Source organism: Pseudomonas agarici, assembly GCF_900109755.1.
GTDB lineage: Bacteria > Pseudomonadota > Gammaproteobacteria > Pseudomonadales > Pseudomonadaceae > Aquipseudomonas > Aquipseudomonas agarici.
The window spans coordinates 171956-196308 of sequence record NZ_FOAR01000001.1; the positions used below are offsets into that span (position 1 = coordinate 171956).

A 24353-nucleotide genomic window follows, 5' to 3' on the forward strand; every position below is an offset into this window, starting at 1 on the left:
CAATTTCGGCACCATAAGCCCCTGACCTCGCTGTTGTTCTTCGCCATAACTGGTCACATAGCGCGAACCCCAATGCAAAAAAACCCGGAACAAGTCCGGGTTTTTCATACAGCGCCTATCGATTAATGCAAGATCTGGCTCAGGAACAACCGGGTCCGCTCGTTCTGCGGATTGTCGAAGAACTCGTTCGGCACCGCCTGCTCGACGATCTCGCCTTTGTCCATGAAGATCACACGGTTCGCCACGGTACGGGCAAAACCCATTTCATGGGTGACGCAGAGCATGGTCATACCGTCTTCGGCCAGGCCGATCATGGTATCGAGTACCTCCTTGACCATTTCCGGGTCGAGAGCCGAGGTCGGTTCATCGAACAGCATGATCTTCGGTTTCATACACAGCGCACGAGCAATCGCCACGCGCTGCTGCTGACCGCCGGACAACTGCCCCGGAAACTTGTGGGCCTGCTCCGGGATACGCACCCGCTCCAGATAGTGCATGGCGATCTCTTCCGCCTTGCGCTTGGGCAGCTTGCGTACCCACATCGGCGCCAGGGTGCAGTTTTGTAGGATGGTCAGGTGCGGGAACAGGTTGAAGTGCTGGAACACCATGCCGACTTCGCGGCGAATCGCTTCGATCTGCTTGAGATCGTTGGTCAGTTCCACGCCATCGACCACAATGCGGCCCTGCTGGTGTTCTTCCAGACGGTTGAGGCAGCGGATGGTAGTGGACTTGCCCGAGCCCGATGGGCCACACAGAACGATACGCTCACCCGGCTTGACGTTCAGGTTGATGTCCTTGAGCACATGGAACTGGCCGTACCATTTGTTCACGCCCTGCATCTGGATAATGCCTTCAGGGCTCACAGGCTGTTTGATCGCTTCACTCATGAAAAAACTCCTAACGCTTGTGGCCTGTGTCCAGCTTACGTTCCAAATGCATGGAATAGCGGGACATACCAAAACAGAAAATCCAGAACACCAAGGCGGCAAACACGTAGCCTTCAGTGGCCATGCCCAGCCATTTCGGGTCGGCGGCAGCTTGCTTGACGCTGTTGAGCAGGTCGAACAGACCGATGATGATCACCAGGCTGGTGTCCTTGAACAGCGCAATCAGCGTGTTGACGATGCCGGGAATCACCAGCTTCAGGGCTTGCGGCAGCACCACCAGGCCCATGCTGCGCCAATAGCCCAGCCCCATCGCGGCGGCGGCCTCGTACTGGCCTTTGGGGATCGCTTGCAGCCCACCACGGACCACCTCGGCGACATAGGCCGACTGGAACAGGATCACCCCAATCAACGCCCGCAGCAGCTTGTCGAAGTTCATGCCTTCAGGCAGGAACAACGGCAACATTACCGAGGACATGAACAGCACGGTGATCAACGGTACGCCGCGCCAGAACTCGATGAAGGTCACGCAGACCACCCGGATCGCCGGCAGGTTCGAACGACGCCCCAGCGCTAGCAGAATCCCCAGCGGCAAGGCACCGGCGATACCGACGGTGGCGATCACCAGGGTCAGCATCAATCCACCCCATTGGCTGGTGGCTACGTTTTCCAGGCCGAAACCGCCGTGCAGCAAAAAGTAGGCAGCAATCGGGAACGCCACCAGGAAGCCCAGGCCGTAGAGTGCCTTGTGCGGGAAGCGCGAGATAAACAACGGCGCCGCACCGATGATCGCCAGCCACACGGTCGAATCCACGCGCCAGCGCAGTTGCTGCGGGTAGTAGCCGTACATGAACTGGCCGAAACGCTGCTGGATGAACACCCAGCAGGCGCCTTCCTTGGTGCAGTCGGCACGGCTGGTACCGACCCAGTTGGCGTCCAAAATCGCCCAATGCAGGATCGGCGGCACCACCAGGTAGATCAGGTAGAAAGCAAACAGGGTCAACAACGTGTTGATCCAGCTAGAGAACATATTGGCCCGTATCCAGGCCATCGGGCCAAAGACTTTGGCTGGCGGCGGCATGTCGGGTTTGAAAGTATGGGAACTCATGGGCGTTTCCTCACCGCTCGATCAGCGCAATGCGCTTGTTGTACCAGTTCATCAGCAGGGAAATGCTGATACTGATCGCCAGGTACACACTCATGGTGATGGCAATGACTTCGATGGCCTGCCCAGTCTGGTTCAGCACCGTACCGGCGAATAGCGAGACCATTTCCGGGTAGCCGATACCGGCGGCCAGTGACGAGTTCTTCGCCAGGTTCAGGTATTGGCTGGTCAGCGGTGGAATGATCACGCGCAGGGCTTGCGGGATAATCACTTTGCGCAGCGTCGGACCATTGCGCAGGCCCAGGGAGTGCGCAGCTTCGGTCTGGCCATGGCTGACCGACCTGATCCCGGAGCGCACGATCTCGGCGATGAACGCGGCGGTGTACACCGTCAGAGCCAGGGTCAGGGCCAGCAGTTCAGGGATCAATACCCAGCCGCCGACGAAATTGAAGCCTTGAAGCTTAGGCATTTCCCAGTGCAGCGGAGCACCGAAAATCAGCGCACAGAGCGATGGGATCACGATGAACAGCGCCAGCCCGGCCCAGAACTTATGAAAGGGTACGCCGGTTTCTTCGAAGCGTCGGGTGGCCCAACGGGACATGAACACGATCGCGATGATGGCCAGCACCACACTGGCCACGAACGGCCAGAAACCTTCGGAGGCCAGTGCCGCCGGCATGTTCAGGCCACGGCTACTGACGAAGAAGGTATCGCCGAAGTTATGGCTATTGCGCGGCCCCGGCATGGTCAGAAATACCGCGAAGTACCAGAACAGGATCTGCAGCAAAGGTGGGATATTACGGAACACCTCCACATAGATTGTCGCCAGCTTGTTGATGATCCAGTTCGAAGACAGTCGCGCGATACCGATGATAAAGCCCAGCAGCGTCGCCAGGATCACACCGATAAAGGTCACAAGGAGGGTATTGAGCAGGCCGATGACAAAGACCCGCGAATAACTGTCCGCCTCGGTGTAGTCGATCAGGTGTTGAGCGATACCGAAACCGGCACTGCGCTCGAGAAAACCGAAACCCGAGGTAATGCCTCGGTGCTGCAAGTTGGTCTGGGTGTTGTGGAACAGGTACCAGCCCAAGGCGATCACCGCGACAACCGTGATGATCTGAAATAACCACGCACGCACTCGCGGATCGCTGAGGGTAAACCTCTGCTTTGGTGCGCCGATTTGATTTTGCATGTAGTGCCCCAGAAAAAACGGAACAGAAACATCGCCCGACGGTTAGTCCGCCGGGCGATAGATCAATCAGCGCACCGGTGGTGCGTATTGAATGCCGCCGTTGTTCCACAGGGCGTTCAAGCCACGGTCGATTTCCAGCGGGGTGCTCTTGCCGAGGTTCTTCTCGAAGATTTCGCCGTAGTTACCGACTTGCTTGACGATCTGCACGACCCAATCCTTGCGCAGCTTCAGGTCTTTGCCGTATTCACCGTCGGCCCCCAGCAGCCGGGCAACATCCGGGTTCTTGGTGGACTTGGCTTCAGCCTCGACGTTTTTCGACGTGATACCGGCTTCTTCGGTATTGAGCAGCGCATAGCCGACCCAACGAACGATGGCCAGCCACTCGTCGTCGCCGTTACGCACGACCGGACCCAGAGGCTCCTTGGAAATGGTTTCCGGCAGAACCACGTAGTCCTTCGGCGAAGCCAGCTTACTGCGCTGGGCGAACAACTGGGATTTGTCGGAGGTCAGGACGTCGCAACGACCGGACTCGAGCGACTTGGCGCTTTCGTCGGAGGTGTCGAAGGTAATCGGGGTGTACTTCAGGCCATTGGCGCGGAAGTAGTCGGAAACGTTCAGCTCGGTAGTAGTACCGGCCTGGATACAGATGGTCGCGCCATCCAGTTCCTTGGCACTTTTCACGCCCAGTTTGTTGTTGGCCAGAAAGCCCACGCCATCGTAGTAAGTGACAAAGCCAGGAAACTTCAGGCCCATGCCCGCGTCACGGGAGCTGGTCATCGTGGTGTTACGCGACAGGATGTCGATTTCGCCGGACTGTAGCGCGGTGAAACGCTCCTTGGCGTTCAACTGGCTGAATTTGACCTTGGTCGCGTCACCGAATACCGCAGCAGCAACCGCACGGCAGACGTCAGCATCGATACCGAGGATTTTACCGGTGCCATCAGGCACCGAGAAACCTGGCAATCCGTCACTCACGCCGCACTGTACGAACCCCTTCTTTTGTACGGCATCGAGGGTGGCGCCCGCTTGGGCAAAACCGCTGACACCGAGAACGACTGCTGCGGTCACGATTGCCAGGGTGGATTTCAACATCTTCATTCAAACCTCCAGTTTGCTCTTGTTGTGTCGGAGCTAGAGTCTTACCGCACCCTTATGAGGCGCTGTTGACCCGCGTTGGCTTATTTTTTGGGTCAAGTGGCAAAGAACTTGAGCTATGAGTCTAGAGGGGGAAAATCCCCCGGGGCACTCATTGCCCACCAATCGGTCGAGCGGGCTTGCGCCCTGCGTGTTCGCGAAGCCTTCCCGGCCATTGGCGAACGTCAATCTGAATCCGTTACCCGGATTTGTGCTATCCCACAGCGGGCGTTAGCCTGATAGTGTTACCGCCAGGCGAGAAAGCACACACTCGTGCCTGCCGTAGCAAAGCCCGTACCACAGTGGCGCTTATCGCGACTCTGCCATTGGTCAACCGAAAAACTTTCAAAGTTACGACATATTGTTAATAGATCAGCCATCGCGCACCACAATAACGCACCCAATCGGAGCGCACGCACACCCATGGAGCAGACATGACCGAGCCCTTGATCATCCACCCCGCCAAGCCTGCCGACGCCTGTGTTATCTGGCTTCACGGCCTGGGCGCGGACCGCTATGACTTCATGCCGGTGGCCGAGGCCCTGCAAGAGCGCCTGCTGAGTACCCGTTTCGTGCTACCCCAGGCGCCGACGCGTGCGGTGACGATCAACGGCGGCTACGCGATGCCCAGTTGGTACGACATCCGGGCTATGAGCCCAGCCCGCGCCATCAGCCACGAAGAGCTCGAAGCTTCCGCCGACACGGTCATCAAATTGATCGAAGACCAGCAAAAGGCGGGGATCGACCCGACGCGGATTTTCCTGGCCGGCTTTTCCCAGGGGGGCGCCGTGGTCCTGCATACCGCGTTTCTGAGGTGGAAAGGTGCCTTGGGTGGCGTACTCGCCCTGTCGACCTACGCCCCGACCTTCAGCGACACCCTGCAGCTTTCGGCCAGCCAGCAGCGGATTGCGGTGTACTGCCTGCACGGTTGTTATGACGAGGTGGTGCAGAACGCCATGGGTCGCACGGCGTATGAACACCTGAAACGCCTCGATGTCACCGTGAGATGGCAGGAGTACCCAATGGGGCACGAAGTGTTACCTGAGGAAATCAACGACATCGGCACCTGGCTGGCCGATCGTTTGCACTGATCGTTGTAACGCACTACGCCGCGCCCGATTCTTGCATTACACTGGCCGGCGTACATTCCTTAACCCATTGATGAGATGACCGTGCTCAAAGCACTCAAAAAAATATTCGGTAAAAGCGAGGCTGAGCAGCTCGCACCAGGTCCTAGCGCTCCCACCCCCAGCCCAGACAGCCGTACCGCCGGCCAACCGTCGAGGCGCTCCGAACCTGCCACCCAGCCGAAAGCCCAACCGGCAACCCCTCGCGTTGCACCCGAGCAAGCTGAAAAGCCACGTAACGAAAAGCCCAAAGCCGAGCAACCGCGCCGTGAGCGAGCGCCGAAACCGAAGCCTTTGCCATGGAAACTCGAAGACTTCGTCGTCGAGCCCCAGGAAGGCAAGACCCGCTTCCACGACTTCAAGCTGTCGCTGGAACTGATGCACGCTATCCAGGACTTGGGCTTTCCTTATTGCACGCCGATCCAGGCACAAGTGCTGGGCTACACCCTGGCTGGCAAGGACGCTATCGGGCGTGCCCAGACCGGTACCGGCAAGACCGCTGCCTTCCTGATCTCGATCATCACCCAACTGTTGCAGACTCCTCCGCCGAAAGAGCGCTACATGGGCGAGCCGCGAGCGCTGATCATCGCGCCCACCCGTGAGCTGGTGGTACAGATCGCCAAGGACGCCGCCGACCTGACCAAGTACACCGGCCTCAACGTCATGCAGTTCGTCGGCGGCATGGACTTCGACAAGCAGCTCAAACACCTCGAAGCCCGCCATTGCGACATCCTCGTTGCCACCCCAGGCCGGCTGCTGGATTTCAACCAGCGTGGCGAAGTGCACCTGGACATGGTCGAGGTGATGGTGTTGGATGAAGCCGATCGGATGCTCGACATGGGTTTCATCCCGCAGGTCCGGCAGATCATTCGCCAGACCCCACCGAAAAGCGAACGCCAGACCCTGCTGTTCTCCGCAACCTTCACCGAAGACGTGATGAACCTCGCCAAGCAGTGGACTACCGATCCGGCGATCGTCGAGATCGAATCGCAGAACGTCGCCAGCCAGAATGTCGAACAGCACATCTATGCCGTCGCCGGCGCCGACAAGTACAAGCTGCTGTACAACCTGGTCACCGACAACGGTTGGGAACGGGTCATGGTCTTCGCCAATCGCAAGGACGAAGTACGCCGTATCGAAGAACGCCTGGTACGTGATGGCGTCAATGCTGCGCAACTGTCCGGCGATGTGCCGCAGCACAAGCGCATCAAGACCCTGGAAGGTTTCCGTGAAGGCAAGATCCGCGTCCTGGTTGCCACCGATGTTGCCGGGCGCGGAATCCATATCGATGGTATCAGCCACGTGATCAACTTCACGCTGCCGGAGGTGCCGGATGATTATGTGCACCGCATCGGTCGGACCGGTCGTGCCGGAGCCGACGGGGTGTCCATCAGCTTCGCCGGGGAAGATGATTCCTACCAGTTGCCCTCGATCGAGGCCTTACTGGGGCGCAAGATCAGTTGCGAAACCCCACCGGCCGAACTGTTGCGCCCGGTGATTCGCCAACGCCCTTGAAACGACGCGCTCGGCGGTCCGTTTATTTCCAACGACCCGCCGCCGTCTGGTCGCTGGCGCGACCTTCGACCCAGCGCGAGCCATCGGCGGTGGTTTCCTTTTTCCAGAACGGTGCCTGGGTTTTCAGGTAGTCCATGACGAAATTGCAGGCATCGAACGCGGCCTGGCGATGGGCACTGGTCACCCCGACGAACACGATGGGTTCACCCGGCTCCAGGCTGCCGACCCGGTGCACCACTTCCAATCCAAGCAACGGCCAACGCTCCTGGGCCTGCACGACAATCTTGTTCAGGGCCCTTTCGGTCATCCCCGGATAATGCTCCAGAAACATCTGCGCCACTTCACGCCCGTCGTTGAAATCGCGGACATAGCCGACAAAGCTCACCACCGCACCGATCCCCAGATTGGCGGCGTGCAAGGCATTGACCTCCAACCCCGGATCGAACGCCTCTGTCTGCACTCGAATCGCCATCTCAGCCTCCGGTCACGGTAGGGAAAAACGCCACTTCATCGCCATCGAACAGCGCTTCATCGAGCTGGCAAAGGTCCTCATTGCGCGCGCACATCAGGTTCTGTTCGCCCAAAACCTGTGCGCCCTCGCGTGCGAGCAGCAGCCTGCGAACATCATCGACGGTGGCGAACTCTCCCTCCAGCGACAGCTCCTCTACTCCGAGCGCTTCGCGGTAGCGGGCAAAGAACTTCACGACAATCTTCATGCCTTATCCGCCAGGTAGTGTCCGCTCTTGCCGCCGAGCTTTTCCAAGAGCCGCACACTGTCGATGGTCATGCCACGATCCACCGCCTTGCACATATCGTAAATCGTCAACGCCGCCACACTCGCTGCCGTCAGCGCCTCCATTTCCACCCCGGTCTGCCCGGACAACTTGCAGCGCGCGACAATACGCACGGCATCCGCACCGTCGGCGCTCAGCTCGACCTTGACACTGGTGAGCATCAGCGGATGACACAAGGGAATTAGCTCGGAGGTTTTCTTCGCCGCCTGGATACCGGCAATTCGCGCCACCGCGAACACATCGCCCTTGGGGTGGCCGCCGTTGACGATCATTTGCAGGGTCTCGGGCAACATCCGCACGCGGGCCTGAGCCACCGCCTCGCGGAAGGTCACGGCCTTGTCGGTGACGTCGACCATGTTGGCGCGACCTTGGGAATCGAGATGAGTCAGCACAGCGATACTCCTGATCAGGAGCGTCGATTGTAAACCTGCGGGTCAGCTTTGCCCACGCCTGATCAAGTGGCCTGTCGGCCGCCCCTCAAGGTAGTTCCTGACGGACAAAAAACCGGGCGGTATCAGCCGCCCGGATCAGGATTACAGGTGGGATTCGGCGTATTCGGCCAGGATCGAGCGCGGCACGCCCTGCAGGGTGATGTGCACACCGTTCGGGAAATCCTTGAAACGTTCGGTCAGGTAGGTCAGCCCGGAACTGGTCGCGGACAGATAAGGGGTGTCGATCTGTGCCAGGTTGCCCAGGCACACCACTTTGGAACCGGCGCCGGCACGGGTGATGATGGTCTTCATCTGGTGCGGCGTGAGGTTCTGGCATTCATCGATCAGGATCAGGCTTTGCTGGAAGCTGCGGCCTCGAATGTAGTTGAGGGATTTGAACTGCAAAGGCACCTTGCTGAGGATGTAGTCGACGCTGCCATGGGTGTTTTCGTCATCCATGTGCAAGGCTTCGAGGTTGTCGGTAATGGCCCCCAGCCACGGCTCCATCTTCTCCGCCTCGGTGCCGGGCAGGAAGCCGATTTCCTGATCCAGGCCCTGCACGCTACGGGTTGCGATGATTCGCCGGTAGCGCTTGCTGACCATGGTCTGCTCGATGGCCGCCGCCAGGGCCAGGATGGTTTTCCCGGAACCGGCGGCGCCGGTCAGGTTGACCAGGTGGATATCCGGATCGAGCAACGCGAACAGCGCCAGGCTCTGGTAGATGTCACGCGGTTTCAGGCCCCAGGCCTCCTGGTGCAACAAGGGTTCCTGATGTAAATCGAGGATCAACAGCACATCGGCCCGAATCTCCTTGACCCAACCGACAAATCCTTGCTCATCGATGATGAACTCATTGACATGCACGGCCGGCAGGTTGTCAGTCATCTGCACCTGGTGCCAGGTTCGACCATGGTCCTGGCGCGTCTCGACCTTGCTGACACGGTCCCAGAAGGAGCCAACCACATTGTGGAAGCCCTTGGGCAACAGATCCACGTCATCGACCAACTGGTCAGTGCTGTAGTCCTCGGAAGCGATACCGCAGGCGCGCGCCTTGAGGCGCATGTTGATGTCTTTGGTCACCAGCACCAGGCGCAGGCCCTTGTCGCGCGCGTGCATGTCGACCAGTTGGTTGATGATGATGTTGTCGTTGAGGTTTTCCGGCAGCAGCACATTGGGTTCGCTGCGCTTGCTCATCAAAATCGACAGCAACCCCTTGGGCCCACTCTTGCCGCGCTGGATCGGCACACCCAGTTCGACATCCTCGGGGCTGGCGTCACCCAGGGTCTTGTCGATCAGGCGAATGGCCTGGCGACATTCGGAGGCCACGCTGTGATGGCCGCTCTTGAGTTTGTCGAGTTCCTCCAGGACGGTCATTGGGATGGCGACGTGGTGTTCTTCGAAATTGAGCAGCGCGTTTGGATCGTGGATCAGTACGTTGGTATCGAGCACGTAAAGGATTGGCTGGTTGGAAGAAGGAATGCGTCCGTGATCATCCATACTCGGTCACCTTTGTGGGAGCCAGTCGACGCGAGACCTTGACGGTATCGCGCCTCGAAGTGACCGCCGAATTCGCCTGGAGGGGACAGGCGCTCTGTGCACAAGGTAGGACCTTGGGAGACGCCACCTGTGTCGCAGGTTTCGGCGGTCTGACTCCGTAATACCGCAAAACCCGTGACAGGAAAAAGCACTTTGACGCTTTTTTGAAGTTTATTTTTCAGAGTGACGAATAGCCCTTGGCGAGCCGGCCCGACACCGTTAAAGTCATAAGTCCGCCTGCATCGAATTTTACAAGAAATTTCCTACAAGCCCCGCAAATACGGGCCTCTTGGGTTCCCTATCGAAACGCCTCATTACAGCCTTTCCAGCCCAGTCCGCTTTGTGCGGTCTGTTGGAGTAGCCAGGATAATGCGCCGAGAGCTTTGTCCTGAGTGTCATGGAAGACGATTACGCCACGGCGCCACAACAGCATCAGGGTCATCACCCGTTGGGCCGATTGTTCGGCGGTGAGCTTGCCGGTGGCGTCGAGCGAGTCGATATCCCACAACACCACCTGCAAGCCCAGGGATGTGAAGAACGCCCCGCTGTCCGCCTGACGCTGTCCGTAGGGCGGGCGGAACAGTGGCAGGTAGTTCTCCGGCAACACGCTTTGCGCCAGCACAGCGCTACGCTTGACCGAGTCCTGCCAATCCTGCCAATGGCCGTGGGAACGATACTGCCAACCCAGGATGCCCACGCATTGCCCGTTATAGAGATCGCGCGCGGCCATGATCGACGCCTTGTCCACCCGCGCCTGCAAGGCGCTACCCAGGACAAAGAACAGGCCATGCATTTTCTGCCGACGCAGGTAGCCGGTCAGTTGCTCGGTATGGCCTGCCAAAGCCCCCGGACCACCGTCGAAGGTCAGCAGGAACAGCCGGTCATTGAACGCCTCGCCGTTGCGCTCCGGCTCACCGAACAGGGCGATCTCGCTGCTGCTTTGGGGAAACAGCGCAGCCAGGCGCAGCAACTCGTCCAGGTAACGTTGGTGAAACGCCCGGCTCGGTTCGGCCCAGCGCGCATAAAAGGAATCCTCGGCCACCCGGAACTTGCCGGCCTGTTCCTTCAGACTGTCCATGTCCTCGACGTAATAACAGAACGAGGCATCCTGATCGCAGCTTTGCCGGGCGAAGTTGTAGTTTTCCAGCAAGCGCCGCCAGAGGCGTTCTCGTACACGATTGATCGACGTCAGATTGATCTGCTTAAGGCCCAGGCGCTGCTTGAGTGCCGACTCGTCGGTCATTTCGCTGATCAGCAGAGCGTGGGCGAAAGAGAGAATTTCCGCCCGCGAGGCGACATCGAACAACGCTGGGCTACTCAACGATTCGGGCCAGGTGCTGCGATCCAGGGTCACTGCGTCGTTCGGCGCGGCGACGGCACCGAAACAGGCCAGCAGGGCCCAGAGGAAAAGAGCGATACGCACAGAGGTGACTCCATTTCAGAACCCGCCGCACTATAGCCGATCTGCCGACCTGAGCCCCTTCGATGCTCGCTCGCCACGAAGGGGATAGCAACGCCGAGGCTATCGCCCTCATAGGTGGAGTAAAACCGCTCAAGCCCCTAGAATCCCCAAACGATTACAGGAGACGACTTCATGCTGATGGTGATTTCCCCCGCCAAGACCCTCGATTTCGAAACACCGCCGGTGACCAAACAGTTCACTCAGCCGCGGTACCTTGATCACTCCCAGGAGTTGATCGAACAACTGCGCACCCTCAGTCCGGCACAGATCAGCGAGCTGATGCACGTTTCCGACAAGATCGGCGGCCTCAACGCCGCGCGCTTCGGTAGCTGGAATCCGCTCTTTACCCCAGACAACGCCAAGCAGGCGCTGCTGGCCTTCAAGGGCGACGTCTACACCGGCCTGCATGCCGAAGACTTCAGTGCCGCCGACTTTGACTTCGCTCAGACTCACTTGCGCATGCTTTCCGGTCTCTACGGTCTGCTGCGCCCGCTGGATCTGATGCAGCCCTATCGCCTGGAAATGGGCACCCAGCTGGCCAATGCCCGGGGCAAGGATCTCTATGCCTTCTGGGGCACGCGCATCAGCGAATGGCTCAATGAAGCCCTGGCCGAACAAGGCGACGATGTGCTACTGAACCTGGCCTCGAACGAGTACTTCTCGGCGGTGAAGCGCTCGGCCCTCAATGCGCGGATCATCAACAGCGAATTTCGCGATCAAAAGAACGGCCAATACAAGATCATCAGTTTTTATGCGAAAAAAGCCCGCGGCATGATGGCCCGCTTCGTGATCCAAGAACGCATCAAGAACCCCGACCAACTGAAGACATTCGACGAAGGAGGCTACCGATTTAGCACGGAGCTCTCCAGGCCCGACAACCTGGTGTTCCTGCGCGATCACGCGTCCGAATAACACCACCCAGGGGCTTGGGTGGCGAACTCTGCCAGTCTATTTCGGCAACACGGGCCCCTGGCCTGCGTTCTGCTCGCCATAGCGGGCGATGACTGCTTACGGCGCCTCGGCCATGAACCTGCGGCAGCCGAATTTGAGCCAACCAACTAACCGTACCGGCCACTCGTGGCGAGCGGCTTGCCCGCTCACCACTCAACATGTTTGTTACTGCGCACCTATTCGGGGCACTATACGCGATGTGTAATCACCGATAATCCCACCGGATCATTTCTCCCGCCGCACCAAAAAAACAATTACTTGACGCCAACAAATCGACTGCAACAGCCATGAAAATTCTTTCATTCGACATTCCGATTTTTTTTGCGTAGTGGCACCTAAAAATTTTTCCCATAATGGCATACAACCATCCAGGTACTTTTCATCCCCGTAACTAAAGGGCGAAACGGAAAGTGCTATCAATATGAAAGCAGTGCCATCTTTCACAATATTTCAAAAAATTTCGAAAATAAGATGAGCGGACAGGAACTTATGTTCCAAAGTATTGCTCATACCACCCGTAACGATTCTTGGCGATTTTGTAAGAGATGACTTACGCGGAGCAGGATTGGACGTTTAAGCCGCAATCACCGGCTTACAATTGCACTCCATCGTTTGAACTCAATCAAAAGGACAGGAGATACACAGCAACAATATCCCCTGTGCAGGCCAAGGTCGGCCCTCAGACAAAGCACGTGCAAGTGACTTATAACTTGTTGATTAACAAGGCCCCAGCGCAGGCGCAACAAGATTGCAAGCACACTGGCAGGGGGCTTTTTCAATGAAGGCCGGCGACATTAAAGGGCATGTCCCCATAACAAGACCGAGTTACGCACAATTTGAGTGCAATTATTTAGCCACTCGATATTTATATGCACAAACTTGGAGACTGACTTCACTTTGTCACACTTCGAGCGCAGTACGATCATTGGCGAAATTAACTCCGGCCATTTAATGGCATGATTAAGATAGAGGTAAATGCGATGCGCATTAGCATATTTGGTTTGGGCTACGTCGGTGCAGTGTGTGCCGGTTGCCTGTCTGCACGAGGCCATGATGTCGTTGGCGTTGATATTTCCAAAGACAAGATCGACCTGATCAACAACGGCAAATCGCCGATTGTCGAGCCGGGACTTGAAGCCTTGTTGGCGCAAGGTATTTCCAGCGGTCGGCTGCGGGGCACCACTGACTTTGCCGAGGCAATTCGCGCCACCGACTTGTCAATGCTGTGCGTGGGCACTCCCAGCAAGAAGAACGGTGACTTGGAACTTAACTACATCGAATCGGTATGCCGCGAAATCGGTTTTGTCCTGCGTGACAAGACCACCCGCCACACCATCGTTGTGCGCAGCACCGTACTGCCGGGCACGGTGAAGAACGTGGTGATCCCGATCCTCGAAGACTGCTCGGGCAAAAAGGCCGGCGTCGACTTCGGGGTCGCGGTCAACCCTGAGTTCCTGCGCGAAAGCACCGCGATCAAGGACTACGACTTCCCGCCGATGACCGTCATAGGCGAATTCGACAGCGCTTCGGGCGACGTCCTCCAGGCCCTCTACGAAGAACTCGACGCGCCGATCATCCGCAAGGACATCGAAGTGGCCGAGATGATCAAATACACCTGCAACGTCTGGCACGCCACCAAGGTCACCTTCGCCAACGAAATCGGCAACATTGCCAAAGCCGTCGGCGTCGACGGGCGCGTGGTGATGGATGTGGTCTGCCAGGACAAAACCCTCAATCTGTCTCAGTACTACATGCGTCCGGGCTTCGCCTTCGGCGGTTCCTGCCTGCCCAAGGATGTCCGCGCCCTGACCTACCGCGCCGGCGCCCTGGACGTCGAATCGCCCCTGCTCAACTCGCTGATGCGCAGCAACGAGAGCCAGGTGCAGAACGCCTTCGACATCGTCGCCAGCCATGACAAGCGCAAGGTCGCGCTGCTCGGCCTGAGCTTCAAGGCCGGCACCGACGACTTGCGCGAAAGCCCACTGGTGGAATTGGCGGAAATGCTCATCGGCAAGGGCTTCGACTTGAGCATCTACGACAAGAACGTCGAGTACGCCCGTGTCCACGGCGCGAACAAGGACTACATCGAATCGAAGATTCCCCACGTGTCGTCCCTGCTCAACGCCGACTTCGACTCGGTAATCGATAACAGTGACGTGATCATTCTCGGCAACCGTGATGAGAAGTTCCGCGCCCTGGCGGAGAACGCCCCGCACGGCAAACAGGTCATCGACTTGGTCGGCTTCATGTCTCAGGCCACCAGTGCCAGTGGCCGGACCGAAGGTATCTGCTGGTAAATCAGCCGTTCGCCCCTGGATCGCTCCGGGGGCGGACCTTACGCCTGCCTTAACCCCACCGGGCTGCCTGCCAGGCTCGCCCGAGATAGAGACGGACGCAGATTATGCACAGGCTAAAGCACGGCCTCCTTCAGGCCGCCGGTTGGCTGTTCTACTTGAGTTTGCTGTTGGGCCTGGCTACGTTGCTGCCCCCCTCGACCTTCGACGCCGAATCCAAGGACTTCATCTTCCTGATCGGCGCAGTGGGCATTTGGCGCTACTCCATGGGCGCGACCCACTTCGTGCGCGGGATGATCTTCCTCTACATCGTTTACCCGCACCTGCGGCGCAAACTGCGCAAGTTGGGCAAGGCCACGGACCCGTCCCAGGTGTTCCTGATGGTCACCAGCTTTCGCATCGACGCTCTGACCACCGCCCAGGTCTACAGCTCAGTAATTCGCGAGGCCATCGACTGCGGCTTCCCGACCACCGTGGTCTGTTCCCTGGTGGAAATGTCCGATGAATTGCTGGTCAAGAGTCTCTGGAAAAAAATGAACCCCCCTGGACGAGTCAAGCTCGACTTCGTCCGTATCGCCGGCACCGGTAAGCGCGATGGCCTGGCCTTCGGGTTTCGGGCGATCTCCCGACACCTGCCGGACCAGCGAGCGGTGGTCGCGGTTATCGACGGCGACACCGTACTCAGCGAAGGCGTTGTGCGCAAAACCGTGCCCTGGTTCCAGTTGTTCGGCAATGTCGGCGGCTTGACCACCAACGAATTCTGCGAAGTACGTGGCGGTTACATCATGAGCGAATGGCACAAGCTGCGCTTCGCCCAGCGCCATATCAACATGTGCTCCATGGCCCTATCCCAGCGCGTACTGACCATGACCGGGCGCATGTCGGTATTTCGTGCCAGCGTAGTCACCGATCCGGGCTTTATCGCCGACGTCGAAAGCGACTCGCTGCAACACTGGCGCCTGGGCCGCTTCAAGTTCCTCACCGGCGACGACAAGTCCAGTTGGTTCAGCCTGATGCGTCTGGGCTACGACACCTTCTACGTGCCCGACGCCGCGATCCACACCGTGGAACACCCGCCGGAAAAGAGCTTTATCAAATCCAGTCGCAAGTTGATGTACCGTTGGTACGGCAACAACCTGCGACAGAACTCTCGGGCGCTGGGCCTGGGGATCCGCCGCCTCGGCCTGTTCACCAGCGTCGTGCTGTTCGACCAGCGCGTCTCGATGTGGACCTCCTTGTTGGGACTGACCGTGGCACTGATCGCCAGCTTTAAGTACGGCATCGCCTTCATCCTCGCCTACCTCCTATGGATCGGCATCACCCGCCTGATCCTGACGATCCTCCTGGTCTGTTCGGGACACAGCATCGGTCCGGCCTACCCGGCGATTCTTTATTACAACCAAATCGTCGGAGCGCTGATGAAGATCTACGTGTTCTTCCGCCTCGACCGTCAATCCTGGACTCGCCAGGACACCAAATTGAGCCGCGACCTCGCCAGCTTTCAAGGTTGGTTCAACACCTGGTCGTCTCGGACCATGACCTTCTCCGCCGGCAGCATCTTCGTTGCCGTGCTGATGACAATGGTCTGACCCGACTCGCCTGAATTAGCTAACGGAGCTTTACCCATGAACTCGAAAGTCAACGCCAATGTCGTCCACGAATCCGAAGCCCAGCGCCAGCATGCCCGGGTGAAAATTCCCGCCAAGCTGCGATTCTTCGGCACCGAGGGCAAGCCGCTGGAAGCCCGGGTCCACGACCTGTCCGCCGGCGGCCTGAGTTTCAACTTGCCGCAGCAACAGACTCTGGCTCTCGGCGAGGTGTGCAAAGGGCGCCTGCAATTTGTCATCGACAACCTCGGCCTGGCCATGGACGTGGAGTTGCAGGTTCGCTCCTATGATCGCCAGAACGGTCGTGTCGGTTGCCAGTTCCAGAACCTGGAACAACAGGATATCGCCACCCTACGTCACCTGATCACCTCACATCTGGCCGGCGACATCGTCAGCATGGGCGACGTGCTCGCCACGCTGCAGCGCGACAACTTCACCAAGGCGCGCAAGAAAAAGGATGACGGCAGCGGCATGAGCGCGCTCGGCCGACTGCGCGCCGTGACCTTCAGCCTCGGCGTCTTCGTCGTCGGCCTCGCGGCCTTCGGCTTTGTCCTGAAGTCGGTCTATGGCATGTACTTCGTCAGCCACGCCCAGGCCGGCCTGGTCAGCGTACAAGGGATGAACGTCACCATGCCCCGCGACGGCACCGTGCAGAGCCTGATCAAAAATGATGGCATTGCCGCCAAGGGTGCCCCGCTGGCGACCTTCAGCACCAGCATGCTCGATGTGCTCAAGGGGCACCTGGACGAAGATCAATTACAGCCTGCGAAGGTCGAGGAGCTGTTCGGCAAGCAGATGACCGGCACCCTGACGTCGCCTTGCGACTGCACCGTTGCCCAGCAACTGGTCGCTAACGGTCAATACGCTAACAAGGGCGACGTGATCTTCCAACTGGTGCCCCGCAACAGCGTCGCTAACGTCGAGGCGCGGTTCTCCTATCGCCAGTTCGGCGAGGTGCGTCCGGGCACCCGCGTGAGCTTCCAGGTCGCCGGCGAAGATCAGGTCCGCCAGGGCAAGATCGTCAGCAGCACCAGCCTGAAAAGCGACGACCTGTCCTCGGATATCCGCGTCTTGATCAAGCCTGACGAACACCTCGACAGTACCCTTGCCGGCCGCCCGGTGGAAGTCAACAGCGACCGTGGACCGAACATGAACTGGTTGATCGACAAAGCCATGGCGGCTGGTCTGTAAGTAGAGGACATGCCCGTGACGACCTTACGAACCTTGCCGCTGACATTGGCCATGGCGATCAGCCTGGCCGGTTGCGCCGGCCTGCCCGACCAGCGCCTGGCCAATGAAGCGCTCAAGCGCGGCGATACCGCCCTGGCCGAACAGAATTATCGCAAGTTGGCGGACCTGGGCTACAGCGACGCACAGGTCGGCCTGGCCGATATTCAGGTAGAAAGCCGCGATCCGGCCCAGATCAAACAGGCAGAGGCAACCTACCGCGCCGTCGCCGACACCTCGCCCCGTGCCCAGGCGCGCCTGGGTCGACTGTTGGTGGCCAAGCCCGGCGCGAGCGAAGCCGAACACCACGAAGCCGAAGGCCTGCTGAAAAAGGCCTTCGCCAACGGTGAAGGCAACACCCTGATCCCGCTGGCAATGCTCTACCTGCAATTCCCGCAGAGCTTTCCCAACGTCGATGCTCAGCGCCAGATCAACCAATGGCACAGCGCCGGCTATCCGGAAGCGGGCCTGGCCCAAGTCCTGCTCTACCGTACCCAGAACACCTACGACCAGCACCTCGATGAAGTGGAAAGGATCTGCAAGGCCGCGCTCAACAGCACGGATATCTGCTACGTCGAACTGGCGACCGTGTATCAGAAACGCGCCCAGCCAGACCAGCAGGCCGAATTGCTCAAGCAACTGCAGGCGGCGTACAGCCGAGGTACTGTCGGCGCCCAGCGGATGGACAGCGTAGCCCGCGTACTCAGCGACTCGAGTCTCGGCCAACCGGATACGAAAACCGCGCAGGCGATGCTCGAACAGATCGCCCCCGGCTACCCGGCATCCTGGGTCAGCCTGGCGCAACTGCTCTACGACTTCCCCGACCTGGGCGATGTCGACCGGATGATGGAGTATCTGAACAACGGCCGTGCGGCCGACCAGCCCCGCGCCGAACTGCTGCTGGGCAAACTCTACTACGAAGGCAAGTGGGTACCGGCGGATGCCAGGCAGGCCGAGGCGCACTTTCAGAAAGCCCTCGGCAAGGAAGTCGCCGCCGATTACTACCTGGGGCAGATCTATCGTCGAGGCTACCTCGACCAGGTCTATCCGAAAAAGGCCCTGGACCACCTGCTCAAGGCGGCCCGCAACGGCCAGAACAGCGCCGACTTCGCCCTCGCCCAGATGTTTTCCCAGGGCCGTGGGACCAAGCCCGATCCGCTCAACGCCTACGTTTTCAGCCAACTGGCCAAGCTCCAGGACACACCGCAAGCCAATGAGTTGGCCCAACAACTCGACGAACAACTGCCGCCCGCACAGCGCGCCGATGCCCAGCGCCTGCTGCAACAGGAACAGCGCCTGCGCGGGACCCTGAGCCCCCGCACGCTGGACCTGCAACAAGCCCTGCAAGAAGGCGACAGCGAGGAAAAGACCCTATGACATTCAACCCTTTCGTGAAGGCCGGTATCGGCCAGCGCTTTGCCCTGGTCGGCTTCACCCTGATCTGGTCTACCGCGAGCCTGGCCGCGATCACCGATACCCAGAACTTCGGCCTCGAAGTGAAAATCACCGGTCAATCGGAAAACGACCGCGACCTCGGGACCCTCAAGGGCGGTGATGCCAATGGCGTCGGCCTCGACCTGCGCCCATGGGCCTACGGTGAACGCGGCAACTGGAGCGCCTACGTCATGGGCCAGGCCGTGACCGCCACCGATATCATTGAGACCGACACCCTGCAGCAGTCCGATGGCAGCCAGGAAACCTCGAGCAACGATGCGCGCAAGCCGGACAAGAGCTACCTGGCCCTGCGTGAATTCTGGGTCGGCTACAAAGGTCTGACGCCCTATCCGGGCGAGATTCTCAAGTTCGGTCGTCAACGCCTGCGTAACGATGACGGGCAATGGCGCGACACCAATATCGAAGCGCTGAACTGGACCTTCGACACCACCCTGCTGCGCGCCAACCTGGGCACCGCCGAGCGCTTCAGCGACTACCGCACCGACCTCACGGAACTGGCGCCCAAGGACAAGGACCGCCTGCATGTCTATGGCGACGTCGCCTACCAGTGGACCCCAGGACAATGGGTCGGCGTGCGCGCTCACCACACCCACGACGACGGCAAGCTCGACTACCCGACCCCAGGTGAGGCCGCCGATCCGCTGGACAAGAAGGAAAACGGCGACCTGACCTGGCTCGGCCTGGAGGCCAACAGCGACGCCTATAACTGGCGCAATACCAATACCGTCAACTACTGGGCCAGCCTGACCGGCATGAGCGGCAATCGCGACAGCGTTAATGCGCTCAACGCCGACAACACGCGCCCGGTCGACGCCAAGCACAGCGACAACATCAACGGCTGGGCCACCGACCTCGGTGTGCGCCTGCGCCTCGATCCCAACTGGCAGGTCGGCGCCGCCTATGCCCGTGCCAGTGAGGACTACGAGCAGAATGGCCTGGAAAGCAACCGTTCGAATTTCACCGGCACCCGCTCGCGCACCCACCGCTTCGGAGAAGCCTTCCGTGGCGAACTGAACAACCTGCAGACCGCCACCCTGTTCGGTTCCTGGCAGTTACGCGAGGACTACGACGCCAGCCTGGTCTACCACAAGTTCTGGCGCGTCGACGGTAACAAGGACGTCGGCAGCAACGGTATCAACGCCGTACAGAACAACTACGACGACGCCACCGGTGCCCTGCTTTCCAGTGCCTCGCTGCCACTGCGCGACGGCGAGAAGGACATGGGCCAGGAGATTGATCTGGTGGTCACCAAATACTTCAAGCAGGGCCTGCTGCCGGCAGCGCTCAGCCAATCCATCGATGAACCCTCGGCGCTGGTGCGCTTTCGCGGCGGCGTGTTCAAGCCGGGCGATGCCTACGGCAACAATGTCGATTCCTATATGCACCGCGCGTTCATTGACGTGATCTGGCGCTTCTGATGCAGCTCGCGAAGGGAGTGTCCGAGATGAACCATATCGCCACGCAAGGGCCGCTCAGTGTCTTGGCCGTAGCCCTGCTGCTGGCCAGCAGCGCTGCCTTCGGCAATGTCGAGCCGCCGCTCGCCAAGACGGAGCGCCCGCCGATCCTTGCCAAGGAACTGCAACAGGCCAAGACCTATACCGTCAGCAGCGCGCCGACCGCACCGCTGCACCTGGAGAAACCGAAACTGCCGGACCTCAGTGGCTACACCGCCGAGGCAGCGGCGGCGAAGATCGTGCGCAGCAAGCCGGGCAAGATCAGTGTGCGTCGGATGATGCAGGAAGACGCCCTGAAAGACTTTATCGGCGGCGACAACAAGATGGCCGAATGGGTGGTCCGTCAACACGGCATTCCCCAGGCGATCTTCGTCGACGACGGTTATATCAACCTCAAGGACCTGAGCAAGAAGCTGCCGAAGAACTACATCAGCGAAACCTCGCCAGGGGTGTTCCTCGCCAGGCTGCCGATCGTCGTCGGGCGCAAGGGTATTCTCGAAATCGACCGGCAAACCAAAGAACTGCGGCTGTCCCAGGAACGCGGCTCGTTTCTGGTCAACGACGGGCAATTGTTCATTCGCGATACCAAGATCACAGGCTGGCGCGAAGCGGACAACGCTCCCGCCACCTTCCGCTCGCCCAACGAGTTCCGTCCGTTTCTGCTCGCCTGGGGCGGCACCGAGACCTATATCGTCGACAGCCAGATGGCCAGCTTCGGCTACGCCAACAGTAAATCCTACGGCGTGAGTATTTCCCAATACACGCCAAACATGGCCAAGGTCCTCAAGCGGCCCGAACCGACCGGTTGGATCATCGGCTCACAGTTTTCGGACATGTGGTACGGCTTCTACTGTTACGAGACCCGCGACTTCGTGATCAAGGGCAATACCTACCGCGACAACATCGTCTACGGCATCGACCCCCACGACCGTTCGCACCGGCTGATCATCGCCGACAACACCGTCCACGGGACTAAGAAGAAGCACGGCATCATCATTTCCCGAGAAGTGAACGACAGCTTCATCTTCAACAACCGCAGCTATGACAACCACCTCTCGGGCCTGGTGATCGACCGTAACAGCATCAACAACCTGATCGCCTACAACGAGATCTATAAGAATCACACCGACGGCATCACCCTCTACGAGAGTGCCGACAACCTGATCTACGGCAACAAAGTGATCAGCAACAAACGCCACGGTATCCGTATCCGCAACAGCGTGAACATCCGCCTGTACGAGAACCTCGCCCTGGCCAACGGCCTGACCGGCGTCTACGGCCACATCAAGGACCTGAGCGACACCGACCGCGACATCAAGCTCGATCCGTTCGACGCCGAGGTGTCGCTGATCGTGGTCGGTGGCGAACTGGCCGGCAACGGCAGCGGCCCGCTGTCCATCGACTCGCCCTTGAGTGTCGAGCTGTACCGGGTGTTCATGCTCGCCCCGGCGAAGAACAGCGGTATCAGTTTCAATGGGATTCTCGGCGATCACCAGGACCAGATTCTCGACCTGCTGGTGCGCCAGCAGAAAGCCGTGCTGATCGACCCGGTCGAACGCCAGACCCAATTGCGTGATTGAGGATGACCTTTATGAACCCACACCTGATCAAACTGCTCGGCCTGTCCGGCTTCGCCGTGGCGATCTACGCGGCCAGCGCCAGCCTGCGCGCCGAGGAAATCCAGGCGCCGAACTTTACCGCTGAGCCTTGCTGCAGCCTGTGCCCGGCGGCCCATGACGCAAAGAACTACGTCACCCGCTACCAGCAGAACTTCACGACGCTGGTGCAGGCCCAGGGCGACTGGCTGTTTCGTACCCAGGAAGACCTGCGCACCGAATTCGATACCACCCCCGCCGGCTACAGGCGCATGCAACAGCTGCATGACGCCTTCAAGAGCAAAGGCGTGGAGCTGGTGGTGGTCTATCAGCCGACCCGCGGCCTGGTGGACCGCAATAAGCTATTCCCAGCCGAACGCGCCAAATTCGACTACGAGAAGGCCCTGTACAACTACCAGGCCATGCTCACGCGCTTCGCAAAAATGGGTTATCACGTCCCGGACCTGTCGCCCCTGACTAACGAACAGCAAGCCCACGATTTCTACTTCCGTGGCGACCAGCACTGGACCCCATACGGCGCCGAGCGCACCGCCAAGATCGTCGCCGAGACGGTGAAACAGATCCCCGGCTTCGCCGACATCCCCCATCGCGAATACGAAACCAAAGTCTCCGGGCGTATGGGCAAAACCGGCACCCTGCACAACATGGCCGGCCAGCTATGTGGCACCAGCTACTCGATCCAGTACATGGAGCAGTTCAGCACCGAGCCCAAGGGCGAGGCGGCGGATGGCGACCTGTTCGGTGACGCCGGCAACCCGCAGATCACCCTGGTGGGCACCAGTCACAGTGGCAAGAACTACAATTTTGCCGGTTTCCTGCAACAGTACATCGGCGCCGACATCCTCAACGTCGCCTTCCCCGGCGGTGGCCTGGAAGGTTCGATGCTGCAGTACCTGGGCAGTGACGAATTCCAGAAGACCCCGCCGAAGATCCTCATCTGGGAATTCTCGCCGCTGTACCGTCTCGACCAGGAAACTATCTACCGGCAGATGATGGCGCTGCTCGACAACGGTTGCGAAGGCAAGAGTGCCGACATGAGCGCCAGCACCACAGTCAAGCCGGGCAAGAACGAACTGCTGGTCAACAGCAGCAACCGCGACCTGCGCAACAGCGGGCACCAGGTCGACATCCGCTTCGCCGATACCTCGGTGAAAATCCTGCACGCCACCCTCTGGTACATGAACGGACGCCATGAGGACATCAAGATCGAGAAGCCAGAAACCTCCGACACCGACGGACGCTTCGCCTTCGAACTGCGCACTGACGAAGACTGGGCCAACCAGAACCTGCTGGCCGTCGAAGTCGAGGGTCCGGAAGCGGGCGCCGCAGCGCAGAAAGTCGAAGCGAAGATTTGCAAACGCAATGTATTCCCCAGCGCCGAGCCCCATGCGGCTCAAGCCGGGTTATGAGGTATGCGCCAATGAAACTCCGGACACTGCTTGCTCCTTCACTGCTTGGCCTGGCAATCCTGGCCAATTCGGCCCAGGCCGCCGCGCCGTTGCGCCCGCCCCAGGGATACTTTGCTGCCGTCGACAAGTTCAAAGCCAGCGACAGCAGCGAAGGCTGTGAAGCCATGCCCACACCCTATACCGGCCAGTTGCAGTTTCGCAGTAAATACGAGGGCTCCGACAAGGCCCGCGCAACCCTCAACGAGCAGTCGGAAAAAGCCTTTCGCGACACCACTGCCGACATCACCAAGATGGAGCGCGGTACCAGCAAGCGCGTGATGCAGTTCATGCGCGACGGTCGTGCAGAGCAATTGAGCTGCACCCTGAGCTGGCTCACCGCCTGGGCCCAAGCCGATGCACTGATGTCCAAGGATTTCAACCACACCGGCAAGTCCATGCGTAAATGGGCCTTGGGTAGCATGGCCTCGGCCTACCTGCGGCTGAAGTTCTCCGACTCTCGTCCGTTGGCGACCCACCTGCAAGAAGCGCAACAGATCGAGGCCTGGTTCAGCAAAATGGCCGACCAGGTGGTCAGCGACTGGGACAACCTGCCGTTGGAGAAAACCAATAACCACTCGTACTGGGCCGCCTGGTCGGTGATGGCGACCGCCGTCGCCACCGACCGTCGCGACCTGTTCGACTGGGCCGTGAAGGAATACAAGGTCGGTGCCAGTCAGGTCGACCCACAGGGTTTCCTACCCAACGAACTCAAGCGCCAGCAACGCGCCCTGGCCTACCACAACTACGCGCTGCCGCCGTTGGCGATGATCGCCAGCTTCGCCTTGGTCAACGGCGTCGACCTGCGCCAGGAAAACAACAATGCGCTCAAGCGCCTGGGCGACCGGGTGCTGGCCGGGATCAAAGACCCCGAGGAATTCCAGGCGAAAAACGGCAAGGAACAGGACATGACCGACCTCAAGATCGACTCGAAATTCGCCTGGCTGGAACCGTACTGCACGCTCTACACCTGCCCGACGGATGTACTCGAACACAAGCATAAGTTGCAACCGTTCAAGACCTTCCGCCTCGGTGGCGACCTGACCAAGGTCTACGACCCGACCCATGACAAGGGCACCCAGAAAGGCGATTAAAACGCGCTGGTACGGCTGTTGTGGCGA

The 24353-nt window shown here is 59.5% G+C and carries 20 protein-coding genes; 11 read left to right on the forward strand and 9 right to left on the reverse strand.

Annotation, left to right across the window (positions count from 1 at the left end):
* Positions 1–122: 122 nt before the first annotated feature.
* The 4 genes from BMX68_RS00750 to BMX68_RS00765 form a co-directional block, all read right to left on the reverse strand.
* Positions 123–887: an amino acid ABC transporter ATP-binding protein gene (locus BMX68_RS00750; RefSeq protein WP_017130763.1), complete on the reverse strand. Its 765-nt coding sequence runs from the start codon at positions 885–887 to the stop codon at positions 123–125.
* A gap of 10 nt (positions 888–897) precedes the next feature.
* Positions 898–1992, reverse strand: a complete 1095-nt coding sequence (locus tag BMX68_RS00755) for an amino acid ABC transporter permease (RefSeq protein ID WP_017130762.1) — start codon at positions 1990–1992, stop codon at positions 898–900.
* Positions 1993–2002: 10 nt separating this feature from the next.
* Positions 2003–3184 carry an amino acid ABC transporter permease gene (locus BMX68_RS00760; RefSeq protein WP_017130761.1) on the reverse strand — a complete coding sequence of 394 codons (1182 nt, stop codon included), beginning with the start codon at positions 3182–3184 and terminating at the stop codon, positions 2003–2005.
* Between the two features lie 66 nt (positions 3185–3250).
* A complete protein-coding gene (locus tag BMX68_RS00765; RefSeq protein ID WP_017130760.1) occupies positions 3251–4282 on the reverse strand; it encodes an amino acid ABC transporter substrate-binding protein in 1032 nt (343 codons plus the stop codon).
* Between the two features lie 470 nt (positions 4283–4752).
* On the opposite strand from BMX68_RS00765, the gene BMX68_RS00770 reads away from it, so the two are divergent.
* Both BMX68_RS00770 and rhlB read left to right on the forward strand, forming a co-directional pair.
* Positions 4753–5409 (forward strand): alpha/beta hydrolase, encoded by a 657-nt coding sequence (locus BMX68_RS00770; protein ID WP_017130759.1) that lies wholly within the window; start codon positions 4753–4755, stop codon positions 5407–5409.
* A 75-nt stretch (positions 5410–5484) separates the two neighbouring features.
* Entirely contained in the window at positions 5485–6960 is a 1476-nt protein-coding gene (rhlB, locus tag BMX68_RS00775; protein WP_017130758.1) for an ATP-dependent RNA helicase RhlB, read from the forward strand.
* Between the two features lie 22 nt (positions 6961–6982).
* On the opposite strand, the gene moaE is transcribed toward rhlB, so the two are convergent.
* From moaE to BMX68_RS00800, 5 genes are all read right to left on the reverse strand, one after another.
* Positions 6983–7432 carry a molybdopterin synthase catalytic subunit MoaE gene (gene moaE / locus BMX68_RS00780; RefSeq protein WP_017130757.1) on the reverse strand — a complete coding sequence of 150 codons (450 nt, stop codon included), beginning with the start codon at positions 7430–7432 and terminating at the stop codon, positions 6983–6985.
* A gap of 1 nt (position 7433) precedes the next feature.
* Positions 7434–7676, reverse strand: a complete 243-nt coding sequence (locus tag BMX68_RS00785) for a MoaD/ThiS family protein (RefSeq protein ID WP_017130756.1) — start codon at positions 7674–7676, stop codon at positions 7434–7436.
* Positions 7673–8146: a cyclic pyranopterin monophosphate synthase MoaC gene (gene moaC / locus BMX68_RS00790; RefSeq protein ID WP_017130755.1), complete on the reverse strand. Its 474-nt coding sequence runs from the start codon at positions 8144–8146 to the stop codon at positions 7673–7675. The genes BMX68_RS00785 and moaC overlap by 4 nt, the downstream gene beginning before the upstream one ends.
* A gap of 141 nt (positions 8147–8287) precedes the next feature.
* Positions 8288–9682, reverse strand: a complete 1395-nt coding sequence (locus BMX68_RS00795; RefSeq protein ID WP_017130754.1) for a PhoH family protein — start codon at positions 9680–9682, stop codon at positions 8288–8290.
* 337 nt (positions 9683–10019) lie between these two features.
* Positions 10020–11144 (reverse strand): polysaccharide deacetylase family protein, encoded by a 1125-nt coding sequence (locus tag BMX68_RS00800; RefSeq protein WP_017130753.1) that lies wholly within the window; start codon positions 11142–11144, stop codon positions 10020–10022.
* A gap of 171 nt (positions 11145–11315) precedes the next feature.
* Here BMX68_RS00800 and yaaA point away from each other — a divergent pair, with 171 nt between their 5' ends.
* From yaaA to BMX68_RS00850, 9 genes are all read left to right on the forward strand, one after another.
* Positions 11316–12095: a peroxide stress protein YaaA gene (gene yaaA, locus BMX68_RS00805; protein WP_017130752.1), complete on the forward strand. Its 780-nt coding sequence runs from the start codon at positions 11316–11318 to the stop codon at positions 12093–12095.
* A gap of 1019 nt (positions 12096–13114) precedes the next feature.
* The gene (locus BMX68_RS00810) at positions 13115–14431 is read left to right on the forward strand and encodes a nucleotide sugar dehydrogenase (RefSeq protein WP_017130751.1); all 1317 of its coding nucleotides are present in this window, start codon (positions 13115–13117) and stop codon (positions 14429–14431) included.
* A gap of 104 nt (positions 14432–14535) precedes the next feature.
* Positions 14536–16017 (forward strand): mannuronan synthase, encoded by a 1482-nt coding sequence (gene alg8 / locus BMX68_RS00815; protein ID WP_017130750.1) that lies wholly within the window; start codon positions 14536–14538, stop codon positions 16015–16017.
* 36 nt (positions 16018–16053) lie between these two features.
* Positions 16054–17226 carry an alginate biosynthesis protein Alg44 gene (locus BMX68_RS00825; RefSeq protein WP_017130749.1) on the forward strand — a complete coding sequence of 391 codons (1173 nt, stop codon included), beginning with the start codon at positions 16054–16056 and terminating at the stop codon, positions 17224–17226.
* A 9-nt stretch (positions 17227–17235) separates the two neighbouring features.
* Positions 17236–18639: an alginate biosynthesis TPR repeat lipoprotein AlgK gene (gene algK, locus BMX68_RS00830; RefSeq protein WP_017130748.1), complete on the forward strand. Its 1404-nt coding sequence runs from the start codon at positions 17236–17238 to the stop codon at positions 18637–18639.
* The gene (locus BMX68_RS00835) at positions 18636–20135 is read left to right on the forward strand and encodes an alginate export family protein (RefSeq protein ID WP_017130747.1); all 1500 of its coding nucleotides are present in this window, start codon (positions 18636–18638) and stop codon (positions 20133–20135) included. The genes algK and BMX68_RS00835 overlap by 4 nt, the downstream gene beginning before the upstream one ends.
* Positions 20135–21751: a mannuronan 5-epimerase AlgG gene (gene algG / locus BMX68_RS00840; protein ID WP_074861764.1), complete on the forward strand. Its 1617-nt coding sequence runs from the start codon at positions 20135–20137 to the stop codon at positions 21749–21751. The genes BMX68_RS00835 and algG overlap by 1 nt, the downstream gene beginning before the upstream one ends.
* An 11-nt stretch (positions 21752–21762) precedes the next feature.
* Entirely contained in the window at positions 21763–23196 is a 1434-nt protein-coding gene (locus tag BMX68_RS00845; protein WP_017130746.1) for an alginate O-acetyltransferase, read from the forward strand.
* Between the two features lie 11 nt (positions 23197–23207).
* A complete protein-coding gene (locus BMX68_RS00850) occupies positions 23208–24326 on the forward strand; it encodes a mannuronate-specific alginate lyase (protein ID WP_017130745.1) in 1119 nt (372 codons plus the stop codon).
* Positions 24327–24353 lie beyond the last annotated feature (27 nt).

Coding starts and splice junctions, on each gene's coding strand:
- BMX68_RS00835 (WP_017130747.1), top strand. CDS start 18,636: ATGACATTCAACCCTTTCGTGAAGGCCGGTATCGGCCAGCGCTTTGCC.
- algK (WP_017130748.1), top strand. CDS start 17,236: ATGCCCGTGACGACCTTACGAACCTTGCCGCTGACATTGGCCATGGCG.
- yaaA (WP_017130752.1), top strand. CDS start 11,316: ATGCTGATGGTGATTTCCCCCGCCAAGACCCTCGATTTCGAAACACCG.
- BMX68_RS00825 (WP_017130749.1), top strand. CDS start 16,054: ATGAACTCGAAAGTCAACGCCAATGTCGTCCACGAATCCGAAGCCCAG.
- rhlB (WP_017130758.1), top strand. CDS start 5,485: ATGACCGTGCTCAAAGCACTCAAAAAAATATTCGGTAAAAGCGAGGCT.
- alg8 (WP_017130750.1), top strand. CDS start 14,536: ATGCACAGGCTAAAGCACGGCCTCCTTCAGGCCGCCGGTTGGCTGTTC.
- BMX68_RS00760 (WP_017130761.1), bottom strand. CDS start 3,184: ATGCAAAATCAAATCGGCGCACCAAAGCAGAGGTTTACCCTCAGCGAT.
- BMX68_RS00810 (WP_017130751.1), top strand. CDS start 13,115: ATGCGCATTAGCATATTTGGTTTGGGCTACGTCGGTGCAGTGTGTGCC.
- BMX68_RS00850 (WP_017130745.1), top strand. CDS start 23,208: ATGAAACTCCGGACACTGCTTGCTCCTTCACTGCTTGGCCTGGCAATC.
- BMX68_RS00755 (WP_017130762.1), bottom strand. CDS start 1,992: ATGAGTTCCCATACTTTCAAACCCGACATGCCGCCGCCAGCCAAAGTC.
- BMX68_RS00785 (WP_017130756.1), bottom strand. CDS start 7,676: ATGAAGATTGTCGTGAAGTTCTTTGCCCGCTACCGCGAAGCGCTCGGA.
- BMX68_RS00750 (WP_017130763.1), bottom strand. CDS start 887: ATGAGTGAAGCGATCAAACAGCCTGTGAGCCCTGAAGGCATTATCCAG.
- BMX68_RS00845 (WP_017130746.1), top strand. CDS start 21,763: ATGAACCCACACCTGATCAAACTGCTCGGCCTGTCCGGCTTCGCCGTG.
- BMX68_RS00770 (WP_017130759.1), top strand. CDS start 4,753: ATGACCGAGCCCTTGATCATCCACCCCGCCAAGCCTGCCGACGCCTGT.
- BMX68_RS00795 (WP_017130754.1), bottom strand. CDS start 9,682: ATGGATGATCACGGACGCATTCCTTCTTCCAACCAGCCAATCCTTTAC.
- moaE (WP_017130757.1), bottom strand. CDS start 7,432: ATGGCGATTCGAGTGCAGACAGAGGCGTTCGATCCGGGGTTGGAGGTC.
- BMX68_RS00765 (WP_017130760.1), bottom strand. CDS start 4,282: ATGAAGATGTTGAAATCCACCCTGGCAATCGTGACCGCAGCAGTCGTT.
- algG (WP_074861764.1), top strand. CDS start 20,135: ATGCAGCTCGCGAAGGGAGTGTCCGAGATGAACCATATCGCCACGCAA.